Annotated in this window: 19 protein-coding genes; 5 read left to right on the top strand and 14 right to left on the bottom strand. The window is 71.0% G+C overall.

Annotation, left to right across the window (positions count from 1 at the left end; translation table 11 throughout):
- Nucleotides 1-53: 53 nt before the first annotated feature.
- The gene (locus ACQP2Y_RS00815; protein ID WP_433723622.1) at nt 54-893 is read right to left on the bottom strand and encodes a hypothetical protein; all 840 of its coding nucleotides are present in this window, start codon (nt 891-893) and stop codon (nt 54-56) included.
- 258 nt (nt 894-1,151) lie between these two features.
- On the opposite strand from ACQP2Y_RS00815, the gene ACQP2Y_RS00810 reads away from it, so the two are divergent.
- Nucleotides 1,152-2,231 carry a Glu/Leu/Phe/Val family dehydrogenase gene (locus tag ACQP2Y_RS00810; protein WP_433723620.1) on the top strand — a complete coding sequence of 360 codons (1,080 nt, stop codon included), beginning with the start codon at nt 1,152-1,154 and terminating at the stop codon, nt 2,229-2,231.
- 179 nt (nt 2,232-2,410) lie between these two features.
- Nucleotides 2,411-2,626 (top strand): DUF3073 domain-containing protein, encoded by a 216-nt coding sequence (locus ACQP2Y_RS00805; protein WP_433723618.1) that lies wholly within the window; start codon nt 2,411-2,413, stop codon nt 2,624-2,626.
- Between the two features lie 128 nt (nt 2,627-2,754).
- On the opposite strand, the gene amcA is transcribed toward ACQP2Y_RS00805, so the two are convergent.
- From amcA to ACQP2Y_RS00780, 5 genes are all read right to left on the bottom strand, one after another.
- Nucleotides 2,755-2,979: a multiple cyclophane-containing RiPP AmcA gene (gene amcA, locus ACQP2Y_RS00800; protein ID WP_433723616.1), complete on the bottom strand. Its 225-nt coding sequence runs from the start codon at nt 2,977-2,979 to the stop codon at nt 2,755-2,757.
- Nucleotides 2,948-4,051 carry a cyclophane-forming radical SAM peptide maturase AmcB gene (amcB, locus tag ACQP2Y_RS00795; protein ID WP_433732425.1) on the bottom strand — a complete coding sequence of 368 codons (1,104 nt, stop codon included), beginning with the start codon at nt 4,049-4,051 and terminating at the stop codon, nt 2,948-2,950. The genes amcA and amcB overlap by 32 nt, the downstream gene beginning before the upstream one ends.
- A 195-nt stretch (nt 4,052-4,246) precedes the next feature.
- Nucleotides 4,247-5,398, bottom strand: a complete 1,152-nt coding sequence (purM, locus tag ACQP2Y_RS00790; protein ID WP_360546958.1) for a phosphoribosylformylglycinamidine cyclo-ligase — start codon at nt 5,396-5,398, stop codon at nt 4,247-4,249.
- Between the two features lie 98 nt (nt 5,399-5,496).
- On the bottom strand, nt 5,497-7,107 hold the full coding sequence (gene purF / locus ACQP2Y_RS00785; protein WP_433723614.1) for an amidophosphoribosyltransferase: 1,611 nt from the start codon (nt 7,105-7,107) through the stop codon (nt 5,497-5,499).
- A gap of 77 nt (nt 7,108-7,184) precedes the next feature.
- A complete protein-coding gene (locus ACQP2Y_RS00780; protein ID WP_360819974.1) occupies nt 7,185-7,547 on the bottom strand; it encodes a sterol carrier family protein in 363 nt (120 codons plus the stop codon).
- A 161-nt stretch (nt 7,548-7,708) separates the two neighbouring features.
- Between ACQP2Y_RS00780 and ACQP2Y_RS00775 the strand changes: the two genes are divergently transcribed.
- Nucleotides 7,709-9,826 (top strand): carboxypeptidase regulatory-like domain-containing protein, encoded by a 2,118-nt coding sequence (locus ACQP2Y_RS00775; RefSeq protein WP_433723611.1) that lies wholly within the window; start codon nt 7,709-7,711, stop codon nt 9,824-9,826.
- A 57-nt stretch (nt 9,827-9,883) separates the two neighbouring features.
- Here the strand turns inward: ACQP2Y_RS00775 and ACQP2Y_RS00770 are convergent, their stop codons facing one another.
- On the bottom strand, nt 9,884-10,750 hold the full coding sequence (locus tag ACQP2Y_RS00770; RefSeq protein ID WP_433723609.1) for a LysR family transcriptional regulator: 867 nt from the start codon (nt 10,748-10,750) through the stop codon (nt 9,884-9,886).
- 87 nt (nt 10,751-10,837) lie between these two features.
- On the opposite strand from ACQP2Y_RS00770, the gene ACQP2Y_RS00765 reads away from it, so the two are divergent.
- Nucleotides 10,838-11,722, top strand: a complete 885-nt coding sequence (locus ACQP2Y_RS00765; RefSeq protein ID WP_433723607.1) for an NAD(P)H-binding protein — start codon at nt 10,838-10,840, stop codon at nt 11,720-11,722.
- 3 nt (nt 11,723-11,725) lie between these two features.
- Here the strand turns inward: ACQP2Y_RS00765 and ACQP2Y_RS00760 are convergent, their stop codons facing one another.
- The 4 genes from ACQP2Y_RS00760 to purS form a co-directional block, all read right to left on the bottom strand.
- Complete coding sequence (locus ACQP2Y_RS00760) at nt 11,726-12,316, bottom strand: HAD family hydrolase (protein ID WP_433723605.1); 591 nt, start codon at nt 12,314-12,316, stop codon at nt 11,726-11,728.
- A 101-nt stretch (nt 12,317-12,417) separates the two neighbouring features.
- On the bottom strand, nt 12,418-15,120 hold the full coding sequence (gene purL, locus ACQP2Y_RS00755) for a phosphoribosylformylglycinamidine synthase subunit PurL (protein WP_433723603.1): 2,703 nt from the start codon (nt 15,118-15,120) through the stop codon (nt 12,418-12,420).
- Nucleotides 15,117-15,830 carry a phosphoribosylformylglycinamidine synthase subunit PurQ gene (gene purQ, locus ACQP2Y_RS00750; RefSeq protein ID WP_433723601.1) on the bottom strand — a complete coding sequence of 238 codons (714 nt, stop codon included), beginning with the start codon at nt 15,828-15,830 and terminating at the stop codon, nt 15,117-15,119. The genes purL and purQ overlap by 4 nt, the downstream gene beginning before the upstream one ends.
- Nucleotides 15,827-16,093 carry a phosphoribosylformylglycinamidine synthase subunit PurS gene (gene purS, locus ACQP2Y_RS00745; protein ID WP_360546940.1) on the bottom strand — a complete coding sequence of 89 codons (267 nt, stop codon included), beginning with the start codon at nt 16,091-16,093 and terminating at the stop codon, nt 15,827-15,829. The genes purQ and purS overlap by 4 nt, the downstream gene beginning before the upstream one ends.
- A 322-nt stretch (nt 16,094-16,415) precedes the next feature.
- Between purS and ACQP2Y_RS00740 the strand changes: the two genes are divergently transcribed.
- Complete coding sequence (locus ACQP2Y_RS00740; protein ID WP_433723598.1) at nt 16,416-17,099, top strand: S1 family peptidase; 684 nt, start codon at nt 16,416-16,418, stop codon at nt 17,097-17,099.
- A gap of 56 nt (nt 17,100-17,155) precedes the next feature.
- Here ACQP2Y_RS00740 and purB read toward each other — a convergent pair whose 3' ends face one another.
- Genes purB through ACQP2Y_RS00725 form a run of 3 tightly spaced genes read right to left on the bottom strand, consistent with a single transcriptional unit; the run spans nt 17,156 to nt 20,447 of the window.
- Complete coding sequence (gene purB, locus ACQP2Y_RS00735) at nt 17,156-18,577, bottom strand: adenylosuccinate lyase (protein ID WP_433723596.1); 1,422 nt, start codon at nt 18,575-18,577, stop codon at nt 17,156-17,158.
- Nucleotides 18,574-19,908 (bottom strand): MFS transporter, encoded by a 1,335-nt coding sequence (locus ACQP2Y_RS00730; RefSeq protein WP_433723594.1) that lies wholly within the window; start codon nt 19,906-19,908, stop codon nt 18,574-18,576. Before ACQP2Y_RS00730 ends, purB begins: the two co-directional genes overlap by 4 nt.
- Entirely contained in the window at nt 19,905-20,447 is a 543-nt protein-coding gene (locus ACQP2Y_RS00725) for an ArsR/SmtB family transcription factor (protein ID WP_433723592.1), read from the bottom strand. Before ACQP2Y_RS00725 ends, ACQP2Y_RS00730 begins: the two co-directional genes overlap by 4 nt.
- Between the last annotated feature and the right edge of the window lie 127 nt (nt 20,448-20,574).

Here is a 20,574-nt window from a genome sequence, read left to right as displayed (position 1 = left end):
TGTTCCGTGCCCGTTCGTCCCATATTCCCTGGTCAGACGGTCATGAACGTCGATCAGTTGCAGCGCTCGAGCAACTGCACCGCGCGCCACCGGGCCACGAGCTTCTCGTAGGCGTCCGTCGCGGCGTCCGCGTCACCCCGGGACAGCGCCGAGACACCGGCCGCCACCAGGCCCGGAGAGTCATCCTCGGCCAGGGCGTCCGCGCTCAGCAGACCGGTCAGGCCGCCGTAGTCCAGCTCGACGATCGAGCGGGGATGGAACTCCTCCAGCCACCGGGTGCCCTCCTCCACCGCCTCGGTGATCGGGGCATCGCCCAGCGACTTGCGCAGCACCGAGACGGCCCGGTGCGCGCGCCGGCGGGCCTTGGAGATCTCCGTGCGGTAGCGCAGCGTGCGCCGCCCGTCGGCCAGGCTGATCTCACGCTCGTCCAGGTCGACGAAGACGAACCAGCGCAGCGGTACGCCCCACGTCGCGATCTGCTCGTGCACCCGGGGCACCCCGCGCTCGAGCACCTTCGCCCCGCTGCGCCAGTCCTCCACGATCGCCTTGGCCTGCCCGGCCAGCACCGGCGGCACGAAGGCGTCCGCCAGCACGCTGGGCACGCCGTCGCGCGCGTTCAACGCGGCCTCGGCGACGCGCAGGCGCAGGTTCCACGGGCAGACCAGCAGCGTCTCGCCCCACTCCAGCACGTACGCCTCGTCGGGCAGGTCGGGCAGCCGGGTCCAGCCCGCACCCAGCGCCTCCAGGACGGCGGTGCGCTGCCGGACGGGACCCTCGACGGGGCCGAGCGCCCGGCCCTCCCGCGCATACCGGCGCCAGAAAATCTGACGGTCCCGGTCGAAGGCGGTCAGCGGTTCGTAAATCCGCAGGTACGACGCGAACAGTGACGGCACGCCGCCGATCCTTTCACGATATCGGCGGCAATCGCCGTCTCCCGCGCTACCGAACCCGCACCACCGCCGCGGACGCCGGCTCCACATTGGCGGCGGGGCCCGTTCGCCCGCCTGCGTGACACCGGGCGAACGGGGTCCACGGGAGTGTCATTGTCCGCTCGGAAGGACGCTGCAGTCGGTCTAGGCTCGTCGTATCCGGCCCACCCCGCCGGCCCGCAGGCCTCACGAGGGCCCCGTCACGACCAGGAGAAATCGCAGATGAGTGTGTTCGACACCGAAGGCAGCGACGCCGCCGGACACGAACAGGTCGTCTTCTGCCAGGACCGGCAGACCGGCCTCAAGGCGATCATCGGTATCTACTCGACGGCCCTCGGGCCCGCGCTGGGTGGCACCCGGTTCTACCCGTACGAGAACGAGGAAGCGGCGATCACCGACGCGCTGAACCTCTCGCGCGGGATGGCGTACAAGAACGCGCTGGCCGGGCTCGACCTCGGCGGCGGCAAGGCCGTGATCTGGGGCGACCCCAACAAGATCAAGAGCGAAGGGCTGCTCCGCGCGTACGGGCGGTTCGTCGAATCGCTGCACGGCCGCTACTACACCGCCTGTGACGTCGGCACGTACGTCCCGGACATGGACGTCATCGCCCGCGAGACGCGCTATGTGACCGGTCGCAGCGTCGAGCACGGTGGCGCCGGCGACTCCTCCATCCTGACCGCCTGGGGTGTCTTCCAGGGCATGCGGGCCGCGGCCGCGCACACCTGGGGCAGCCCCACCCTGGCCGGGCGCCGGGTGGGCATCGCCGGGCTGGGCAAGGTCGGCAAATATCTGGCGGGTCACCTGATCGAGGACGGCGCCGCGGTCGTCGCGACGGACGTCAGCGAGGCCGCGCGGGAGTGGGCCCGGACCACGTACCCGCAGATCGACCTGGTGGCCGACACGCAGTCGCTGATCACCGCCGACATCGACGTGTACGCCCCCTGCGCGCTCGGTGGTGCGCTGGACGACGACACCGTGACCGCCCTGCGGGCCAAGGTCGTCACCGGCGGCGCCAACAACCAGCTGGCGCACCCGGGCATCGAGAAGCTGCTCGAGGAGCGCGGCATCCTCTACACGCCGGACTACGTGGTCAACGCCGGTGGCGTGATCCAGGTGGCCGACGAGATCGAGGGCTTCAACTTCGAGCGGGCCAAGCTGCGGGCGACCCGGATCTTCGAGACCACGGGGCAGATCCTGCGCCTGGCCGACGCCGAGGGGGTGCCGCCGGCGGTCGCCGCCGACCGGCTCGCCGAGCGCCGAATGGCCGAGGTGGGCCGTTTGCGCAGTATCTACCTGAGTTGAGCGTTTTGTAGGCCATCGCGCGTCGGGTCGATGACAAGGGACGACGCGCGATGGTGGTACACGCAACCCGAGGTGCCGAAGCGGGCATCGCCCATGTACCGTAAGACCCACGAGAGATGCCTGACGTCATCGGGGCCCGCCTTCGGGCTGCCCCGAATTCTGTGCGAGGGGGTCGAGCCATGGGGCGCGGCCGTGCTAAGGCCAAGCAGACGAAGGTGGCCCGGGAGTTGAAGTACCACTCCCCGAACACCGACCTCACCGCCTTGCAGCGCGAACTGGCAGGTGCCGGTGGTAAGTCCGACCATCAGTTTGTCGATGACGAGCAGTTCGTCGACGACGATGACGAGGACGACGCGGACGACGACCAGGATCCCTGGTCGCCGACAAGGCGCTGACCCGAACGAAGTTTGCACAGAGCACGCGGCTTACCGCGTGCTTCCGTGTGTTGTGGTCGTTCCGTAGTCATTCCGACGGGAATGAAGCCCACGCGGGTTGAACACCGCGTGGGCTTCAGAGCCGCCACTCAACGGGGGCGGTTGTTCCAGTTGTAGAACGTCGGGATGTTCTCGAAGTGGTTCCAGGCGCACACCGCCGAGCCGTCCTTCGTTGTGCTCTCCGAGCGCCGTTCCCGCGCCTCCTCCGCCTCCTCGATGAGGGCGGCCAGCCCGGACCGGGTCTCTTGCACCCGTGCCGTCACGGGATCCGTCTCCACGCGGTCAGACAGCCGTGGGCTCGTGATCTCGGGCATGGTCCAGCACTCCCTCCAGTAGACGAATCTTGCTGTTCCGGCAGTGCTCCGTCGCCGTGACGTCGAACCTGCCGTGCTCGAAGTAGCGGTTCGCCGCATGCGCGGCGCCACAGAAGCCGAAGTAGGGGCACTGGGCCCGGCAGCCCTCCACACCGTCGAGGAACTCGCGGATCCAGGGCGTCTCGGTGGCCCGCTCCAGGATCTCGGCCAGCGGGGTCGTCAGCACGTTACCGCTGGAGAAGTCGTCGTACCGGGGATCGGAGAAGCCGGCCAGCTCCGGGGAGAGCAGCACGACCGAGCCGTCCTCGGCCACCGTGGGGATCGGGTCGAGCCGGCGCGGCAGCACGGTGTCGGCCGTGCCGTCCAGGACAGCGGCCGCGTACCGCAGGGACCACTCGATCTCGCGCAGGTGGATGCGGGGGTCACTGCGCCAGGCCCCGACCAGCTCCGCCCAGAAGGCCGTGACGTCCGCCTCGGGATGCCGGTTGTCCCGCAGGTTGACGCCCTCGAGCTCCTCGATGTTGATGCCGAGCACGTCACAGCCCAGGTCGAGGAAGTATTCGTACAGCTCCGTGGCCAGGCCCGGCTCGGGACGGGCCACGACGCAGAGCGCGGAGAACGCGATGCCGTGCCGGCGCAGCGCGTCGATCCCGCGCATGATCCGGTCGTAGGCGGGCTTGTCGCCCCGGGTGACCCGGTCACCGTTGCGGGCCTCGGGCCCGTCCACGCTCACGCTGACCCGGATGCCGTGCTCGACGAAGAACTCGCACCAGGCGTCGTCGATCAGCGTCGCGTTGGTCTGCACGTGGTGCTCGACGTCCGCCGCGAACGGCTCCAGCAGCGCGGCGAAGTGCTCCCGGCCGGCCGCGAGCGGCTCGCCGCCGTGCCAGACGACCGAGAAGCGGCCGGTCCGCGACCAGGGATTCACCGACGCGGCGACCGCCTGCGCGACCTCGACGGGCATCTTCCGGTCGACCTTGCGGAACGGGAGGTAGCAGTAGGAACAGTCGAGGTTGCAGAGCGTGGTGGGCTGCATGACGACGTAGGTGGGAACCGTCGAGATGCCCCGCATCCCGCTCCACAGCTGTGCCACCGGCGCATCCACCCCCGTCCCTCGTCAGGCTATGCGGCGTCGTCCACCTTCCCGGCCGAAAAAAGATCCGCGGTGCCGACGTATCGACACACGCGGATCATTTCATACCAAGGGCGGGCCATACCCCACTCGCGGCAGATTGCCTCCACCGCGATGGGCCGGGCCCGGCCGGGCTCAGCCCCGGGTGTACTGGCCCATCATCTGCACCTGGCCGGTGCCTTCGATGATCTCGCCGACCTGCCACGCCTCGACGCCCCGGCCGGTCAGGTAGGCCATCGCCCGGTCGGCGTCATCGGCCGAGACGACCGCGAACATGCCCACGCCCATGTTGAACGTGGCCTCCATCTCGACGTCCTCGATCCGGCCCTTGGCCTGGATCAGGTCGAAGATCGACTGCGGGCGCCACGACGACCGGTCCACGACCGCGTCGACGTGCTCGGGCAGGACCCGGACCAGGTTGCCCGGGATGCCACCGCCGGTGACGTGCGAGAACGCCCGGACGTCGGTCTCCTCGATCAGACCCAGGCAGTCCTTGGCGTAGATCTTGGTCGGGGTCAGCAGCTCCTCGCCGAGGGTGCGCTGCTTGCCGAAGTCCTCCACCACCGTGTCCAGCCGCATCCGGCCGGCGCCCAGCAGCACGTGCCGCACCAGCGAGTAGCCGTTGGAGTGCAGGCCCGACGAGCGCATCGCGATGACCGCGTCACCGATCTCGACCCGGTGCGCGCCGAGGATCTCGCTCTCCTCGACCACGCCGACCCCGGTCGCCGAGACGTCGTACTCGTCCGGGCGAAGCACGCCCGGGTGCTCGGCGGTCTCGCCGCCCAGCAGGGCACAACCGGCGTACCGGCAGCCGTCCGCGATGCCCGCGCCGATCTCGGCCACCTTGTCCGGCACGACCTCGCCGCAGGCGATGTAGTCGAGCAGGAACAGCGGCTCGGCGCCGCAGGCCACCAGGTCGTCGACGACCATGGCGACCAGGTCGATGCCGATCGTGTCGTGGATGTCGAGCTGCTGGGCGATGACCAGCTTGGTGCCGACGCCGTCCGTGGACGAGGCCAGGATCGGGCTCTTGTACTTCTGGGTGTTGAGCTTGAACAGGCCCGCGAAGCCTCCCAGGTCACCCATGACCTCGGGGCGGGTGGTCTTCTTGACCTTCGACTTCAGCAGCTCCACCGCGCGCTCACCGGCGTGGATCGAGACGCCGGCGTCCGCATACGTCACCGTGCGCTTGCGGCCGGGCCGGCCGGCACCCGCCGACCACGGCTGGTGGTCGGCGCCTTCAGCGCCGTTGGATCCGGCACTGTTGCGCTCGGACACGTGCGTCACGGTTCTCCCCTTAGTGCGCGGCTCTTCGCGCGGTTGCAGCTGACGGTGCCGCTGACTACGACTGTTGTGGTGATGCTGAGGTTCCAGCGGTCCTGCGGTTACGGGCGACGCAGGGCGTCGACGCCGCCCGGGCTCCCCACCAGGGGTTCCGCGGATTCCCGCTCGCCCTCGGCGTACTGCTCGTCCTCATACTCCCGCTCCAGGCCGGCCACCGCAGCGTTGGTGGCCTGGACGGTCGTGACGGGCAGCGCGGCCCGCTTGCCCACACCCTCGAGCACGTGCTTGCCGATCAGGTGACCGGCCGGCAGCTCGATCGGGTACTGACCATCGAAACAGGCCATGCACAGGCGTGTCTTCGGCTGCTCGGTCGCCTGCACCAGGCCGTCCAGCGAAACGTAGCCGAGCGAGTCGGCGCCGATCGAGCGGCGGATGCCGTCGATCTCCAGGCCGTTGGCGATCAGCTCGGCGCGGGTGGCGAAGTCGATGCCGTAGAAACACGGCCACTTCACCGGCGGCGAGGAGATGCGGACGTGCACCTCGAGGGCGCCGGCCTCGCGCAGCATCCGGATCTGAGCCCGCTGGGTGTTGCCCCGCACGATCGAGTCGTCGATGACCACGATCCGCTTGCCCCGCACGACCTCGCGCAGCGGGTTGAGCTTGAGCCGGATGCCGAGCTGGCGGATGGTCTGCGAGGGCTGGATGAAGGTGCGGCCGACGTAGGCGTTCTTCATGAAGCCGGCGCTGTAGGGGATGCCGGAGGCCTCGGCATAGCCGATCGCGGCCGGGATGCCGGACTCCGGCACGCCGATGACCAGGTCGGCCTCGACCGGATGCTCCTTGGCGAGCTTGCGGCCCACCTCGACGCGCGCGGAGTAGATGTTGCGGCCGGCGATCGTGGTGTCCGGACGGGCAAGGTAGACGTACTCGAAGAGGCAGCCCTTCGGCTCCGGCGCGGCGAACCGGGTGGAACGCAGGCCGTGCTCGTCGATCGCGATGATCTCGCCGGGCTCCACCTCGCGGACGAAGCTGGCCCCGACGATGTCCAGGGCGGCGGTCTCGCTGGCCACGGCCCAGCCGCGCTCCATCCGGCCGAGCACCAGCGGGCGTACGCCCTGGGCGTCGCGGGCGGCGTACAGGGTGCTCTCGTCCATGAAGACGAAGCTGAACGCGCCCCGCAGCCGCGGGAGCACCTCGAGCGCCGCGGCCTCGACCGACAGGTCCGGGCGGCTGGCCAGCAGGGTCGTCACGAGCGCGGTGTCGGAGGTGCCCATGTCGGCCTCGAGACCGCGCTCGGCGACCTCTCGGGCGAGCTCGGAGGTGTTGACCAGGTTGCCGTTGTGGGCCAGCGCGATCGTCGTGCCCGCGGTGGTGGCCCGGATCGTCGGCTGGGCGTTCTCCCAGTTCGAGCCGCCGGTGGTCGAGTAGCGGGTGTGGCCGATGGCCAGGTGCCCGCGCAGGCTCGCCAGGGTGGGCTCGTCGAAGACCTGCGAGACCAGGCCGAGGTCCTTGTAGACCACCACGCCCGAGCCGTCACTGACGGCGATGCCCGCTGCTTCCTGCCCTCGGTGCTGCAGTGCGAAAAGCCCGAAATAGGTGAGTTTCGCGACCTCTTCCTCCGGGGCCCAGACACCGAAGACGCCGCAGGCATCCTGGGGTCCGCGGTCCTGGGGGTCGAGATCGTCGGTCAACCGGCCGTCGCCTCGGGGCACGCGCTTGCTCCCTCATGCTGATCTGCTGGACTTGCTGGTCTGTTCCGACGGCCCAGTGTACGCGAGACGGAGACCACTCAACTCGGGTGCACAGGGAGGTACGGAGTGAGATCTGTGCGTATCCCGCTGGCCCGTACCCGTCCCGAGGCCACCGCATCGGCCCAGGTCAGCCGTCCGGTGGCGACCAGCAGCCAGGTCATCGGATCGGTCTCCACCACATTGGGCGGTGTGCCGCGGGTGTGCCGCGGCCCGGCGACACACTGAATCGCACCGAAAGGTGGAATACGGACCTCCACCGATCGGCCCGGCGCGGTCCGCGCCAGCTCGCTCAGGAGCGCGCGCACGGCGTCACGCAGCACCGCTCGCTCCGGTTCGGCACCTCGGTCCAGCGCGTCCAGGGCGGCGCCGACGGACTCGGATTTATTGTGCGCAGGAGACACGTCGGGACAATACGACCCCGGATTAAACGAGAACCCGGCGGCCCTGGGTCGCGCAGAGGACCTACGACAGGGCATAGTGGCCGACGGTGTGTACTCGTCGCGGGATCCATGGGGCATTTCGAAGGCAGCCCGAGGCCCGTGCGACCCGGAAGGCGGTGGACGTGACAACGCACCTACGAGCCAGGGCTCTCCAGGCCGGTGCGTTCCTGGCGCTGGTCGGTGGCGTCCTCGTCGCCGCACCTTCAGCCGCCCAGGCCGACAACCCGACGGTATCCGTCGTGAGTCTGCGGCCCGCGGACATCACGTCCGGCGGCACGACCACCATCGGCTACCGGATCGAGAACAACCCCGGCGACACCAACGTCAGCGTGCAGGTCAGCGGCGACGGCTTGCGGTGCGACCCGGGGTGCACCTTCGAGGAGCAGGTGACGGTCGGCGCGCCGAGAACGTTCTCGACCAAGCTGATCGCCGGCAACGTCGCTCCGGGTGAGACCAAGAAGATCACAGTCACCGTCACCGCGACCGTCAAGGGTGTCAGCGACAGCGACAGCAGAGAGGTCACCGTGCGCGGCCCGGACAAGCCGCAGACGGTGCGTCAGGTCAGCGGCCGGGTCAAGGACCAGGACGGCAAGGCCGTCTCCGGCGCGCTGGTCGGCCTGCGCGACAGCCAGGGGCACCAGTACCAGACCAACACCAACGGTGACGGTGGCTACTCGTTCACGTCATCGGACAGCAAGCCCATCTCCGTGGGGGCCATGGCGGTCGGCGCCACCAAGGACGGCTACGAGCTCACCTCGAAGAACGCCCAGGGCGCAGCCGGCAAGTCGATCACCGTGCCGCTGACGCTCAAGTCGAAGGCCGCGCCGACGACCTCGAGCCCGTCCCCCTCGCCCAGCGCCACCACGGAACCGACCGACGAGGCCACCGACGACGCGTCCGAGCCGGCGACCGACGAGTCCGCGGGGGTTCTCGACGCCGCGCCCAAGTCCGGATCCGACGAGGGTTCCGGGTCGCTGCTGTTCATCATCCTCGGCGGCCTGCTGGTGGCGGCCGGCATCGGCGCGATCGTGCTGGTGCTGATGCGCCGCAAGTCCAACGAGGACCCCGACGAGCTGGACGGCGCGGGAGCCGGCGGTGCGATCCCGGCCGCGGCCCCGGCCGGACGGTACGGCGGCGCCGACGAGACCCGTCTCGCCGCCCCGGTGGGTGGCCGGGTCAGCGACGCCACGATGATCGCGCCCCGCTCGGGCGCACCGTCCATGGCGGACGCCCCGACGATGATCCACCAGGCGGCCCCGCCGGTCGACGAGTTCCCGGACCCGTACGGTGCGCCGATGCCCCAGGGCGGCGGATACAACGCACCCGGCGGTTGGGGCACGGCCGGTGCTGCCGGTGCGGCCGGTGCCGCCGGCGCCTACGGTGCCGCGCAAGCTGCTCCGGGGTACGGCGCGGCCAACCAGTACGGCGGCGCTCCGGCTCCGGCCCAGCCGGGTGGCTACGCCGACCAGGACGACCACGGGTACGCCGGCAACGGCTACGGTCCGGGTCAGCCCGCGGGCTACGCCGACCAGGCCGGCTATGACGAGGCCGACTACGGCGCACAGGGTGGCTACGAGCCGCCCGCCCAGCGCTACGACGAGCCGACCGGCATGTACAGGCCGGAACCGGCAGGCGGCTACCCGGCGGAGGCCGGCTACGCCGACCAGGGCGGTTACGGCGGCGCGGAGCCGGCCTACGGCCAGAACGCCGGCTACCCGCAGGGCAGCGACGAGTACGCCGACCCGGGCCAGGCGGCGCCTTACCAGGGCGGCAACGGCTACCAGAGTGGCTCCTACGGTGCCGCTGCTGAGCCGGCTGACCAGGCAGGCTACGGCGGCTGGGGTGGCGCGGCCGGTGGGATCGACAGCGGCAACGCGTACGGTCCGCCCGCCGGTGGTGGCACCTATGGTGGCGCTCAGGGCGGTGGCACGTACGGCGGTGCAGCGGGCGGCGGCGCCTACGGAGCTCCGGCTCCTGCGGGCGGTGGCGGCGGCTACGGCGGCGACCCGGGTTACGACCCGCGGGCGACGTACGGCCGGCCGGAAGGCTACGAGCAGCCGGGTGCCGGCCGGGGTCAGCAGCCGCCGCAGGGTGGCTACCCCGACCAGGGCGGTTACGCCGGGGGCGCTGCCGACCAGACCGGTTACTACGGTCCGGAGCAGGGTGGCCGGCACGGCGGGCCGCCGCGGGACGGTGGCCGTCCCGCTCAGCGCCGGCCGAACGACTGGACCGAGGACTGACGCACCACAGCAACGCAGCGAGAAGGCCGGCCCGTTCCCACGGGCCGGCCTTTCGTCTTACGTGACGGTGGCCGCCACCTCGACGGCGGCACGGACGAAGGCCGCCACGGCCGGCGAGTGCGACTCCGGAAGCCACGCGACGGCCAGCGTGACCGGCAGCAAGTCGTCGACGCTGCGATAGACCAGGCCGGGTCGCGGATGGCGCTGCGCGACCGAGCGCGGTGGGAACCACACGCTGCTGCCCAGCTCGACCAGGTTAAAGATCTGCGCGAGGTCTAGCCCCGCCCCGCTCACCTCGGCCGGCGGTCTCGTGAAGCCGCCCCGGTCGGCCGGTGACCCGTCCGGGAGTTTCCGGCCGGCAAGCTCGGTCAGAGACAGCGACGGCCGGTCGGCCAGCAGATCGGTGACGGCCAGGGCGACGAGGCGTGGCTCGGTCAGCAGTGGCTCGACGTCGAGGTCCGGATCCAGGTACGGCGCGAGCAGCAGCGCCACATCGGCCCGCCCGTCGCGTACGGCTGGGGCCTGCTCCCACGGACCGCCCAGCACGAGCTCCACCGGGAGCGCGGCCGCCTCCCGTTGATAGGCGGCGAGGATCTGCGGCAGCAGGCCGGAGTCGTAGTCGGCCTTGAACGCGAGCCGCAGCCCCGGCGCCACCCGGCCGGCGTGCCGGGCTCGGCGGCCGGCCGCAGTCACCGCATCGAGCGCCGTACGGGCATCGCGGAGCAGCACCTCCCCGGCCGCAGTCAGGGCGACCTGCCGCGTCGTCCGCTCCAGCAGCCGCACGTCGAGCTGGCGTTCCAGCTCGCGAATGGCGCGGGACAGTGGCGGTTGCGCCATGCCCAGCCGCTCGGCCGCCCGCCCGAAGTGCAGCTCCTCGGCCACCGCCACGAAGTACCGGAGTTGCCGAACCTCCAGCTCATTCATCTCAGCAGCTTATTCATACCAGCAGAGTATCAATGGCGACCGGATCGGTCCTTCAGGTGTGCCTTGGGGCGGCGTTGACTGGATCTCATGATCGTTGTGACAGCACCCACGGGCCACATCGGCCGCCAGGTTGTGCGGAACCTGCTCGACCGGGGCGCCCCGGTCCGCGTCATCGCCCGGGACCCGTCCCGGTTACCCCCGGAGAGCCGGGACCGCCTGGACGTCGTACCCGGATCGCACGCGGACGCCGACGTCGTCGCCAAGGCCTTCGCCGGCGCCGATGCGGTCTTCTGGCTGGTCCCGCCGGACCCACGGGCCGGCAGCGTGACCGCCGCCTATGTGGACTTCACCCGGTCCGCGTGCGAGGCCTTCACCAGCCAGGGCGTCAGCCGCGTGGTCGGCGTCTCGGCCCTCGGCCGCGGCACAGCCGTGGCCGGGCAGGCCGGGCTGGTCACCGCGTCGCTGGCGATGGACGACCTGATCACCGGTACGGGGGTGAGCTACCGCGCGCTGACGATGCCCTCGTTCATGGACAACATCCTGCGGCAGGTCGAAGCCCTCAGGAACCGGGGTGTGTTCGTCGCACCGATCGCCGGCGACCGTAAGTTCCCGTCCTGCGCCACCCGGGACATCGCCGCGGTCGCCACCGACCTGCTGCTCGACGAATTCTGGAGCGGCCCGGGCAGCGTGCCCGTACTCGGCCCCGAGGATCTGTCGTACGACGACATGGCCGCCGTCATGTCCGAGGTGCTGGCCCGACCGATCCGGTTCCAGCGGATCTCCGGGGAGGACCTGCGGGCCGGCCTCCTCGGTCGCGGGATGTCCGAGCCGATGGCGCAGGCCACGCTGGAGATGTGGCAGGCCAAGGACGCCGGCCTGGACAACGCCGAGCCCCGTACGCCGCAGGCCACCACGCCGACCACCTTCCGGCAGTGGTGCGAGGACGTGCTGCGGCCGGCCGTCCTGGCCTGACGCTCAGCGTTCCCAGGGCGGCGGCACCCGTACGGCGGCCATGCCCGCCGCCGTGGCCGCCTGGATGCCGAGGTCGGTGTCCTCGAAGACCAGGCAGTCGCCGGGCGGCACCCGCAGCAGCTCGGCGGCGAGCAGGAACGCCCCCGGGTCCGGCTTGGCCCGCGGGTAGTCACCGGCGCAGACCAGCACGTCGAACTTGTCCAGCAGACCCAGCGCGCTGAGCGAGGCGGTGACGGACTCGCGGGTGCTGCCGGATACCACCGCGAACGGGATCCGCCGGTGCGCCTCGTCGATGTGCTCCAGCACCCCGGGAACGGCGCTGACGGTCGGCAGCAACTCCTGGAAGAGAACCTCCCGGCGGGCGGCGACGATCTCCACCGGCATGCTCAGGCCCTGCTGCTCGTTGAGGTCGGCGATGATCTCGGCGACGGGTCGCCCGCCCCAGGCGTAGAAGAGGTCCTCGGGCAGCACCGCGCCCCACTCCTTGAGCGCCTGTTGCCAGGCGAGGTAGTGCACGGGCATGGAGTCCGCGATGGTCCCGTCGCAGTCGAACAGGTAGGCCCGGAAGTCGCCGGCCGGCAGGGGTAGCAGCACCGCAGCAGGATATAGAGCCGGTCACGACAGCGCGCCACGTCCGGGCGGGTGCCCAGCCGTGGCGCGCTGATCGTTGCTCGGTGCGGCGGTTGCCTGCGTTGTCAGGCCTTGGACTCCGGCTCGTCGTCCTGCTTCGCCGGCTCGGTCACGGCCGGCTCAGCGTCGATCGGACCACCCGGTGCTACTGCCCCGGCGTCCGTGTCGGAACGGCCGGGCAGGTCGGCGACCTCGTCGGCCGGGCCGGATGCCGGGTGGGCGGGCTCGCTGATCTCCAGCGTGACCGACGGTCCCGTGCCCCGGTCGTCCCCGGCCGGCTCGGCCTGCTCTTTTGCGGAGAGCTCGGCGGCTTCCACCACGGCGGCGATCTGCCGGGTGACGCCCTCGGCCGGTCCGCCGAAGAGGTTGCGCATCGTGGCCGTGAAGGCCGCCCGCAACTCGTCGAGCCCGACGGTGAACTGGTCGTGGATGTCGAGGACCGGCTCCTCCGCGGTGACGCCGATCTGCACGCAGGACACGTTGTGCTCCGCGGCCAGCGCCACGAACGCCTTGTCGTGCCCACGCGGCACCGCGACCAGCGCGCGTCCGGCCGACTCGCTGAACAGCCAGACGAACGGCGTGACGGTCGTGTCGTGCTCCGGCAGCTTGATCCGCGCGCCGACGTTGCGCCGCAGGCAGGACTCGACCAGCACCTGGGCCAGACCGCCGTCGGAGAGGTCGTGCGCCGCGACGATGTGCTCGCGTTCCGAGGCCTGCGCCATCAGCCGGCCCAGCGCCTGCTCGTGCGCCAGGTCCACCTTCGGCGGGCGGCCGCCCAGGTGGCCGTGGGTGACCCACGCCCACTCGGAGCCGGACAGCTCGCACTCGGTGTCGCCGAGCAGGAAGAGCAGGTCGCCGTCCGTGGTCGGCGGCGGCGGGAAGCCCATCGGCGTGCGGCGGGCTACGTCGTTGAGGATGCCGAGCACGCCGACCACCGGGGTCGGGTGGATCGCCGCGGCGCCGGTCTGGTTGTAGAAGCTGACGTTGCCGCCGGTGACCGGGATGCCGAGCTGCTGGCAGCCGTCGGCCAGGCCGCGGACGGCCTCGGCGAACTGCCACATGACGGCCGGGTCCTCGGGGGAACCGAAGTTCAGGCAGTCGGTGACGGCGATCGGCTCGGCGCCGGTGACGGCGACATTGCGGTACGCCTCAGCCAGCGCGAGCCGCGCACCCTCGTACGGGTCGAGCCGGGTGTAACGGCCGTTGCCGTCGACGGACAGCGCCACGCCGAGCCCGGTGCGCTCGTCGATGCGCAGCACGCCGGCGTCCTCGGGCTGGGCGAGCACGGTGTTGCCGAGCACGTACCGGTCGTACTGCTCGGTGACCCAGCTCTTGTCGCACAGGTTCGGCGACGCGATCATGCGCAGCAGCGTCTCCCGCAGCTCGTCCGGGGTGGACGGACGCGGCAGTGTCTCGGCCCGGTCGGCCTGCAGCAGGATCAGGTCGGCGGGCTCGCGGATCGGCCGGGCGTAGACCGGGCCGTCATCGGCGAGCGAGCCGGGCGGCACGTCCACCACGATGTGGTCGTTCCAGCTGATCACCAGGCGGCCGGGCTGGCCGTCGGTCTGGCTGGGGGTGACCTCGCCGATGTCGGTGGCCCAGACGCCCCACTTCTCGGCAACCTTGAGCACCTCGTCGAGCTTCTCCGGCGCGACGATCAGCAGCATCCGCTCCTGCGACTCGCTGGCCAGGATCTCGGTCGGCGACATCGAGGCCTCGCGCAGCGGCACCCGCTCGAGGTAGACCCGCATGCCGGTGCCGGCCGCCGCCGCGGTCTCGGTGAGCGCGCAGGTCAGGCCCGCGCCGCCGAGGTCCTGGATGCCGACGACCAGGCCCGCGTCGTACAGCTCGAGGCAGCTCTCGATCAGCAGCTTCTCCATGAAGGGGTCGCCGACCTGCACCGACGGGCGGCGCTGCTCGGCGCCCTCGTCGAAGGTCGCCGAGGCCAGCACGGAGACGCCGCCGATGCCGTCGCGCCCGGTGCGGGCGCCGAGCAGCACGACGACGTTGCCGACGCCGGCTGCCTCCTTGCGCTGCAGGCGCTCGACCGGCATGACGCCGATGCTCAGCGCGTTGATCAGCGGGTTGCCCTGATAGCAGGGGTCGAAGACGATCTCGCCGCCGATGTTGGGCAGGCCCAGGCAGTTGCCGTAGCCGCCGATGCCGGCGACCACGCCGGGCAGCACCCGCGCGGTGTCCGGGTGGTCCGCGGCACCGAAGCGCAGCGGGTCCATCACCGCGATCGGGCGGGCGCCCATGGCGAGGATATCGCGGACGATGCCGCCGACGCCGGTGGCCGCACCCTGGTACGGCTCCACGAAGCTCGGGTGGTTGTGCGACTCGACCTTGAAGGTGACGGCGATCTCGTCGGAGATCTGCACGACGCCCGCGTTCTCCCCGATGCCCGCGAGCATCCTGGTGTTCTTCGGGGCCTTCTCGCCGAACTGGCGCAGGTGCACCTTGCTCGACTTGTAGGAGCAGTGCTCGCTCCACATGATCGAATACATCGCCAGCTCGGACGCGGTCGGACGGCGGCCGAGGATCTGCCGGATCCGGTCGTACTCGTCGTCCTTGAGGCCGAGCTCGGTGTGCGGCTGAAGCTCGTCGCCGGTGTTGAGCGCCCGCTCGACGGTGTCAGGTCCCCCGTCGAACTGGTTGATCAGCACGTCGGTGGCGGCGAAGCCACCCGGCTTGGCGCTGGCCGGCTGCTGCGGCACCTCCGGAGGCGCTGTCGCGCCGCTGGTCGCCGTGTCGTGCTGGGTGGTCATCGCTGGGCTCCCCCTGTGAGCTGCCCGCCCGCGGCCGACCCGGCCAGGTACCGCAGGGCTGAGGTGAAGAAGCCGAGGCCGTCGAGCGACGGACCGGTCAGCGCCTCCACCGCGTGTTCCGGGTGCGGCATGATGCCGACCACGTTGCCGGCCGCGTTGGTGATCGCGGCGATGTCGCGCTGCGAGCCGTTCGGGTTGCCGCGCGTGTAGCGGGCGACGATCCGGCCCTCGGCCTCGAGCTCGTCCAGAGTGCGCTCGTCCGCGACGTAACAGCCCTCGCCGTTCTTCACCGGGATCAGGATCTCCTGGCCCTCGGTGAAGCCGTTGGTCCAGGCCGTCGACGTGCTGGCGACGCGCAGGTGCTGGTCGCGGTTGCGGAAGTGCAGGTGCTGGTTACGGGTGAGCGCGCCGGGCAGCAGGTGGGCCTCGCAGAGGATCTGGAAGCCGTTGCAGATGCCGAGCACCGGCAGGCCGCCGCGAGCCGCGTCGGCGATGGTCTCCATGACCGGGGCGAACCGGGCGATCGCGCCGCAGCGCAGGGCGTCGCCGTAGGAGAAACCGCCGGGCAGGACCACGGCGTCGACGCCGTGCAGGTCCTCCTCGCCGTGCCAGAGACGGACGGCCTCGGCGCCGGCGATGCGCGCGGCGCGGGCCGCGTCACCGTCGTCGAGCGAACCGGGGAAGGTGACGACTCCGATCCGCATGGTCACGCGCTCTCGAGAGCGGCGTCACCGGCAGGCTCGTCGACCCGGATCGAGAAGTCCTCGATGACCGGGTTGGCGAGCAGCTTGTCGGCGATCTCGCGGGCCGTCTCGAGGTCGGGTTCACCGTCGAACTCGATCTCGATGCGGCGCCCGATGCGTACGGAGGAGATGGAGCTGACCCCGAGCCGTGGCAGCGCGTTGGCGACTGCCTGGCCCTGCGGATCGAGGATCTCCGGCTTGAGCATGACGTCGACGACGACGCGAGCCACGGGCACTCCTGACTGTGTAGGTGCGCAGTTGGGTGGCCCTCTAAGGGGCGAGCGGCCAAAGCCTACCTTGTACGACTCCCGATCGACCCATCGGCCGGTGTCGGCAGGCCGACGCGAGGGCCGCTGAGCAGCGAATCTCGACCGTGATCTCCGCCACGACAAGATCACCCGACGGTGTCGCCGGCTCACCGTCCGCGACCTCCCCCATCACACGGTGATAGGTGTCAATTGGAGTCTTGTCCCGGGGTGGCGCAGGTCATAGCGTTCAGTCGATCAAGTTCGATGCATCCCCCCATCGACAGAACTTCGGAAGGAGCCCGGCGTGCGCATCCGCATCGTCGTCGCCTCTCTGGCCACCGCCCTGACCGGCATCCTGGCCGCCCCCGCCGCCGCCAGTGCCGTCGAGCCCGGACCGGACCTCATCATCGGCGGCAGCACCGTCGCGTCGGCGCCCTGGGCCGCCGCGGTCTTCAGCAACGGCAGCTTCACCTGCTCCGGCACGATCATCTCGGCCAACTACGTGCTGACCGCCCGGCACTGCATCAGCGGCTCGATGTCGGTGCGCGTCGGCAGCGTCAGCCGCACGTCCGGCGGGGTCACCCGTACGGTGAGCTCCACCACCACCCAGAACGACCTGGCCCTGATGCGGCTGAGCAGCTCGGTCTCCACCAGCTACATGCCGCTGTCCAGCGCGTACCCGCCGGTGGGCTCGACCAACTCGCTCTACGGCTGGGGCCAGACCTGCTACAGCGGCTGCGGCGCCTCGACGACCCTGAAGACCGCCACGGTCCGGGTCACCTCGACCAACCAGACCGACGCGTACGGCGGCCGGGCGATCGGCTCCACCGCGATCAACGGCAACGCGTGGCGCGGTGACTCCGGCGGCCCGCAGGTCTACAACGGCGCGCAGGTCGGCGTCGCCTCGACGGCGGACGGCCAGAGCCGGCAGTACTACGGCAGCGTCGCCTACAACCGGGCGTGGATCACCTCGGTCGCGGGCGTCTGAGAATTCCGTCGGGGGGCGGTGAGACCCGCTCCGCCGCCCCCTGACGGCATCACGTTCTAAAGAATGGCCGCGGGCGTGTACTTGGCCGCTTCCGGGTGCTGCGCCACGATCGCCGCCACCCGTTCCGCCACCGCCCGGACCTGGGCCGGAGCCGCGCCCACGAAGGCCGCCCGGTCCGCCACCAGGGCGTCGATCTCGGCCCGCGAAAGCTGCAGGCGACCGTCGGCCACCAGCCGGTCGAAGAGATCGTTCTCGGCGATGCCCTTCTCCCGCATGGCCAGCGCCACCGCCACCGCGTGCTCCTTGATCACCTCGTGCGCCACCTCCCGGCCGACGCCCTTGCGCACGGCGGCGACCAGCAGCTTGGTGGTGGTGAGGAACGGCAGGAAGCGGTCCAGCTCGCGGGCGATGACCGCCGGGTACGCACCGAACTCGTCGAGCACGGTCAGGAATGTCTGGAACAGGCCGTCGGTGGCGAAGAACGCATCCGGCAGGGCCACCCGGCGCACGACCGAGCAGGAGACGTCACCCTCGTTCCACTGGTCGCCGGCCAGCTCCCCGACCATCGACAGGTAGCCACGGACGATCACCGCGAGGCCGTTGACCCGCTCCGACGAACGCGTGTTCATCTTGTGCGGCATCGCCGACGAGCCGACCTGACCGGCCTTGAAACCCTCGGTGACCAGTTCCTGGCCGACCATCAGGCGGATCGTGGTGGCCAGCGACGACGGCGCCGCCACCACCTGGGCCAGGGCGGACACCACGTCGAAGTCGAGCGACCGCGGGTAGACCTGGCCGACGCTGGTCAGCACCCGTTCGAAGCCGAGATGCGCGGCGACCTTGCGCTCCAGCTCGGCCAGCTTGTCCGCGTCGCCGTCGAGCAGATCGAGCTGGTCGGCGGCGGTGCCGACCGGACCCTTGATGCCGCGCAGGGGATAACGGCGGAGCAGATCGTCCAGGCGCTCGTACGCGATCAGCAGCTCCTCGGCCGCACTCGCGAACCGCTTGCCCAGCGTGGTCGCCTGGGCCGCGACGTTGTGCGACCGTCCGGTGAGCACGAGGTCGCTGTGCTCCAGGGCGCGCTCGGTCAGCCGGGCCAGCGTGGTGACGATCCGGCTGCGCACCAGCTCCAGCGAGGCCCGGATCTGCAACTGCTCGACGTTCTCGGTGAGGTCACGCGAGGTCATGCCCTTGTGGATGTGCTCGTGCCCGGCGAGCGCGCTGAACTCCTCGATGCGGGCCTTCACGTCGTGCCGGGTGACCCGCTCCCGCGCCGCGATGCTCGCGAGATCAACATCGTCGACCACTGCCTCGTACGCCTCGACGACCCCGTCCGGAAGCGCGACGCCGAGATCGCGCTGGGCCCGCAGGACCGCGAGCCACAGCCGGCGCTCCATCCGGATCTTCTCCTCCGGCGACCAGAGGTCGACGAGGTCGGCGGACGCGTAGCGGCTGGCGAGGACGTTCGGGATGCTCACCGGGCCGATTCTTCCATGACGGCCGCGGCGGGCTCCGGGCTCGTCGGCCGGTGGTGCCGCAGGTTACGCACGTCCCGGCCGGCCAGCATGCCGGCGACCGCGAGCCCGATCAGGGCGGCCGCCCCGACCAGCGTCGGCTCGACGCCGACGGCCCCGGCGATCGGCCCGGCCAGGACCTGACCGACGGGGATCGCGACAAAGGACCCGACCATGTCGTACGAGTAGACGCGCGCGAGTTTGTCAGCGGGGACGTGCTCCTGCATCGTCGTCTCCCACGCCACCGCGAACTGCTCGATGCCGAGGCCGGCGAGGAACGCCGCCGCCAGCAGCAACCCGAGATGCGGGGCGATGCCGAGGGTGAGCATCGGCAGAACTTCGAAGATGGTGCAGACGACGCCGAACAGCAGCAACCGGACCACTTTGATCCGCATGGCGACGACCGCGCCGAGCACCATGCCGACGGTCTGGGCGGCGAGCACAAAACCCCAGGCGCGGCGGCCGACGGTGTCGTCGGCGACCACCGGACCGAGGACGTACATGCCGCCGCTGAGGCAGGCGTTGATCACGCCGAAGCCGGCGACCACCACCCACAGCCAGGTACGGCTGCGGAACTCGGTCCAGCCACCCCGCAGATCCGCGAAGATGCTGCTCCGGACCGGCGCGGAGCCCTCCTCCGGTGCCAGGTCCGGCCGCGGCCCGGTGCCGGCCTCCGCGGACGCGGATTGCCCGGGCGCGGGCGCGGCGGGCGCGGGCGTCGGGATGCGGAGCAGGGCGAAGGCGATCGCCGACAGGGCGAACGCCGCCGCGTCCACCGCGATCCCCCATCCCGGACCGACGCCCGCCACGAGGATCCCGCCCAGCGGCGCACCGACGATGTAGGCGCCGTTGAAGAACAGCCGGTTCAGCGCATTCGCCTGCTGGCGGATGTCCGCCGGGATGAGCTGCGGCACGATCGACGACGAGGCCGGCAGGGCCAGCGCGCTCACCATGCCGTTGACCGCGGACAGGACGATCAGCCACGGGATCGTCGCCGCGCCGGAGAGCACCAGCGCGGCCACCGCCGCCTGCGTGACGGCGGCCGCGATGCTCGCGCCCACCATCAGGTGATGTTTCGGCATCCGGTCGGCCAGCGCCCCGCCGAACAGCACGAACAGCACGTTGACGGACACCCGCGTGCCGACGACCAGGCCGAGGTCGCTGGGCGAGCCGGTCAGGTCGAGGACGGCGAAGGCCAGGGCGACCGGCGCGACTGCGTTGCCGATCGAGTTGATCGTGCGGCCGGCGAGCAGGAACCGGAACGGGGCATGGCGCAGCGGGGCGAGGGCGTTCACGGCTCCTCCATGCGGAACATCGCGATGGTCGCGCTGGTGCGGATGGTGCCCGGGGTGCGCGGGGGCCTGGCCGCGTCGTGCAGGTCGCGGCTGGCTTGGGCGATGCGGTCGCGGATCTCGCGGAAGACCTGCGGGTCGACCCAGAGCTCGGCGTCGGTCATCGAGCCGCCGACCGACCAGTCGGCCTCGGCGGTACGCCGCACCAGCTCGTTGGCCACGGCCTCGAACAGCGCCCGCTGGGTGTCGGCGTGATGCGGGCCGACCATCGTCTCGCGCTCGCGTTCCCGGTCGCGCTCGGCGTCATAGCGGTAGCGCTTGGCGACGCCACCCCGGATGCGTTCCTCGCCGGTCTGCAGGATCAGGCCGGCGCTGAGCAGATTGCGCAGGTGATAGCTGGCGTTGGCGTGGGTGAGACCGAGCTCGCGGGCGACATCAGCGGCGGTGAGCGGCGCACCGGTGAGCAACGACAGCATCCGCAGGCGGACCGGATGGGCCATGGCCCGCAGCCGGGCCTGACGACGCGCATCTCCCAAAGACATGTTGGGGAGTCTAGGAGAGACGGGGCTCACTGTCCAACAGATGTTGGGGGGTTGAGACACTGCAGGACTACGCGGTTATCGCTAGGGTTACTCGCGAGTAGGTCTGGCGCTCATCCCGAAAGGTCCA

Source organism: Actinoplanes sp. CA-051413 (assembly GCF_050955795.1).
GTDB lineage: Bacteria > Actinomycetota > Actinomycetes > Mycobacteriales > Micromonosporaceae > Actinoplanes.
This window is presented reverse-complemented; position numbering and strand designations above follow the sequence as displayed.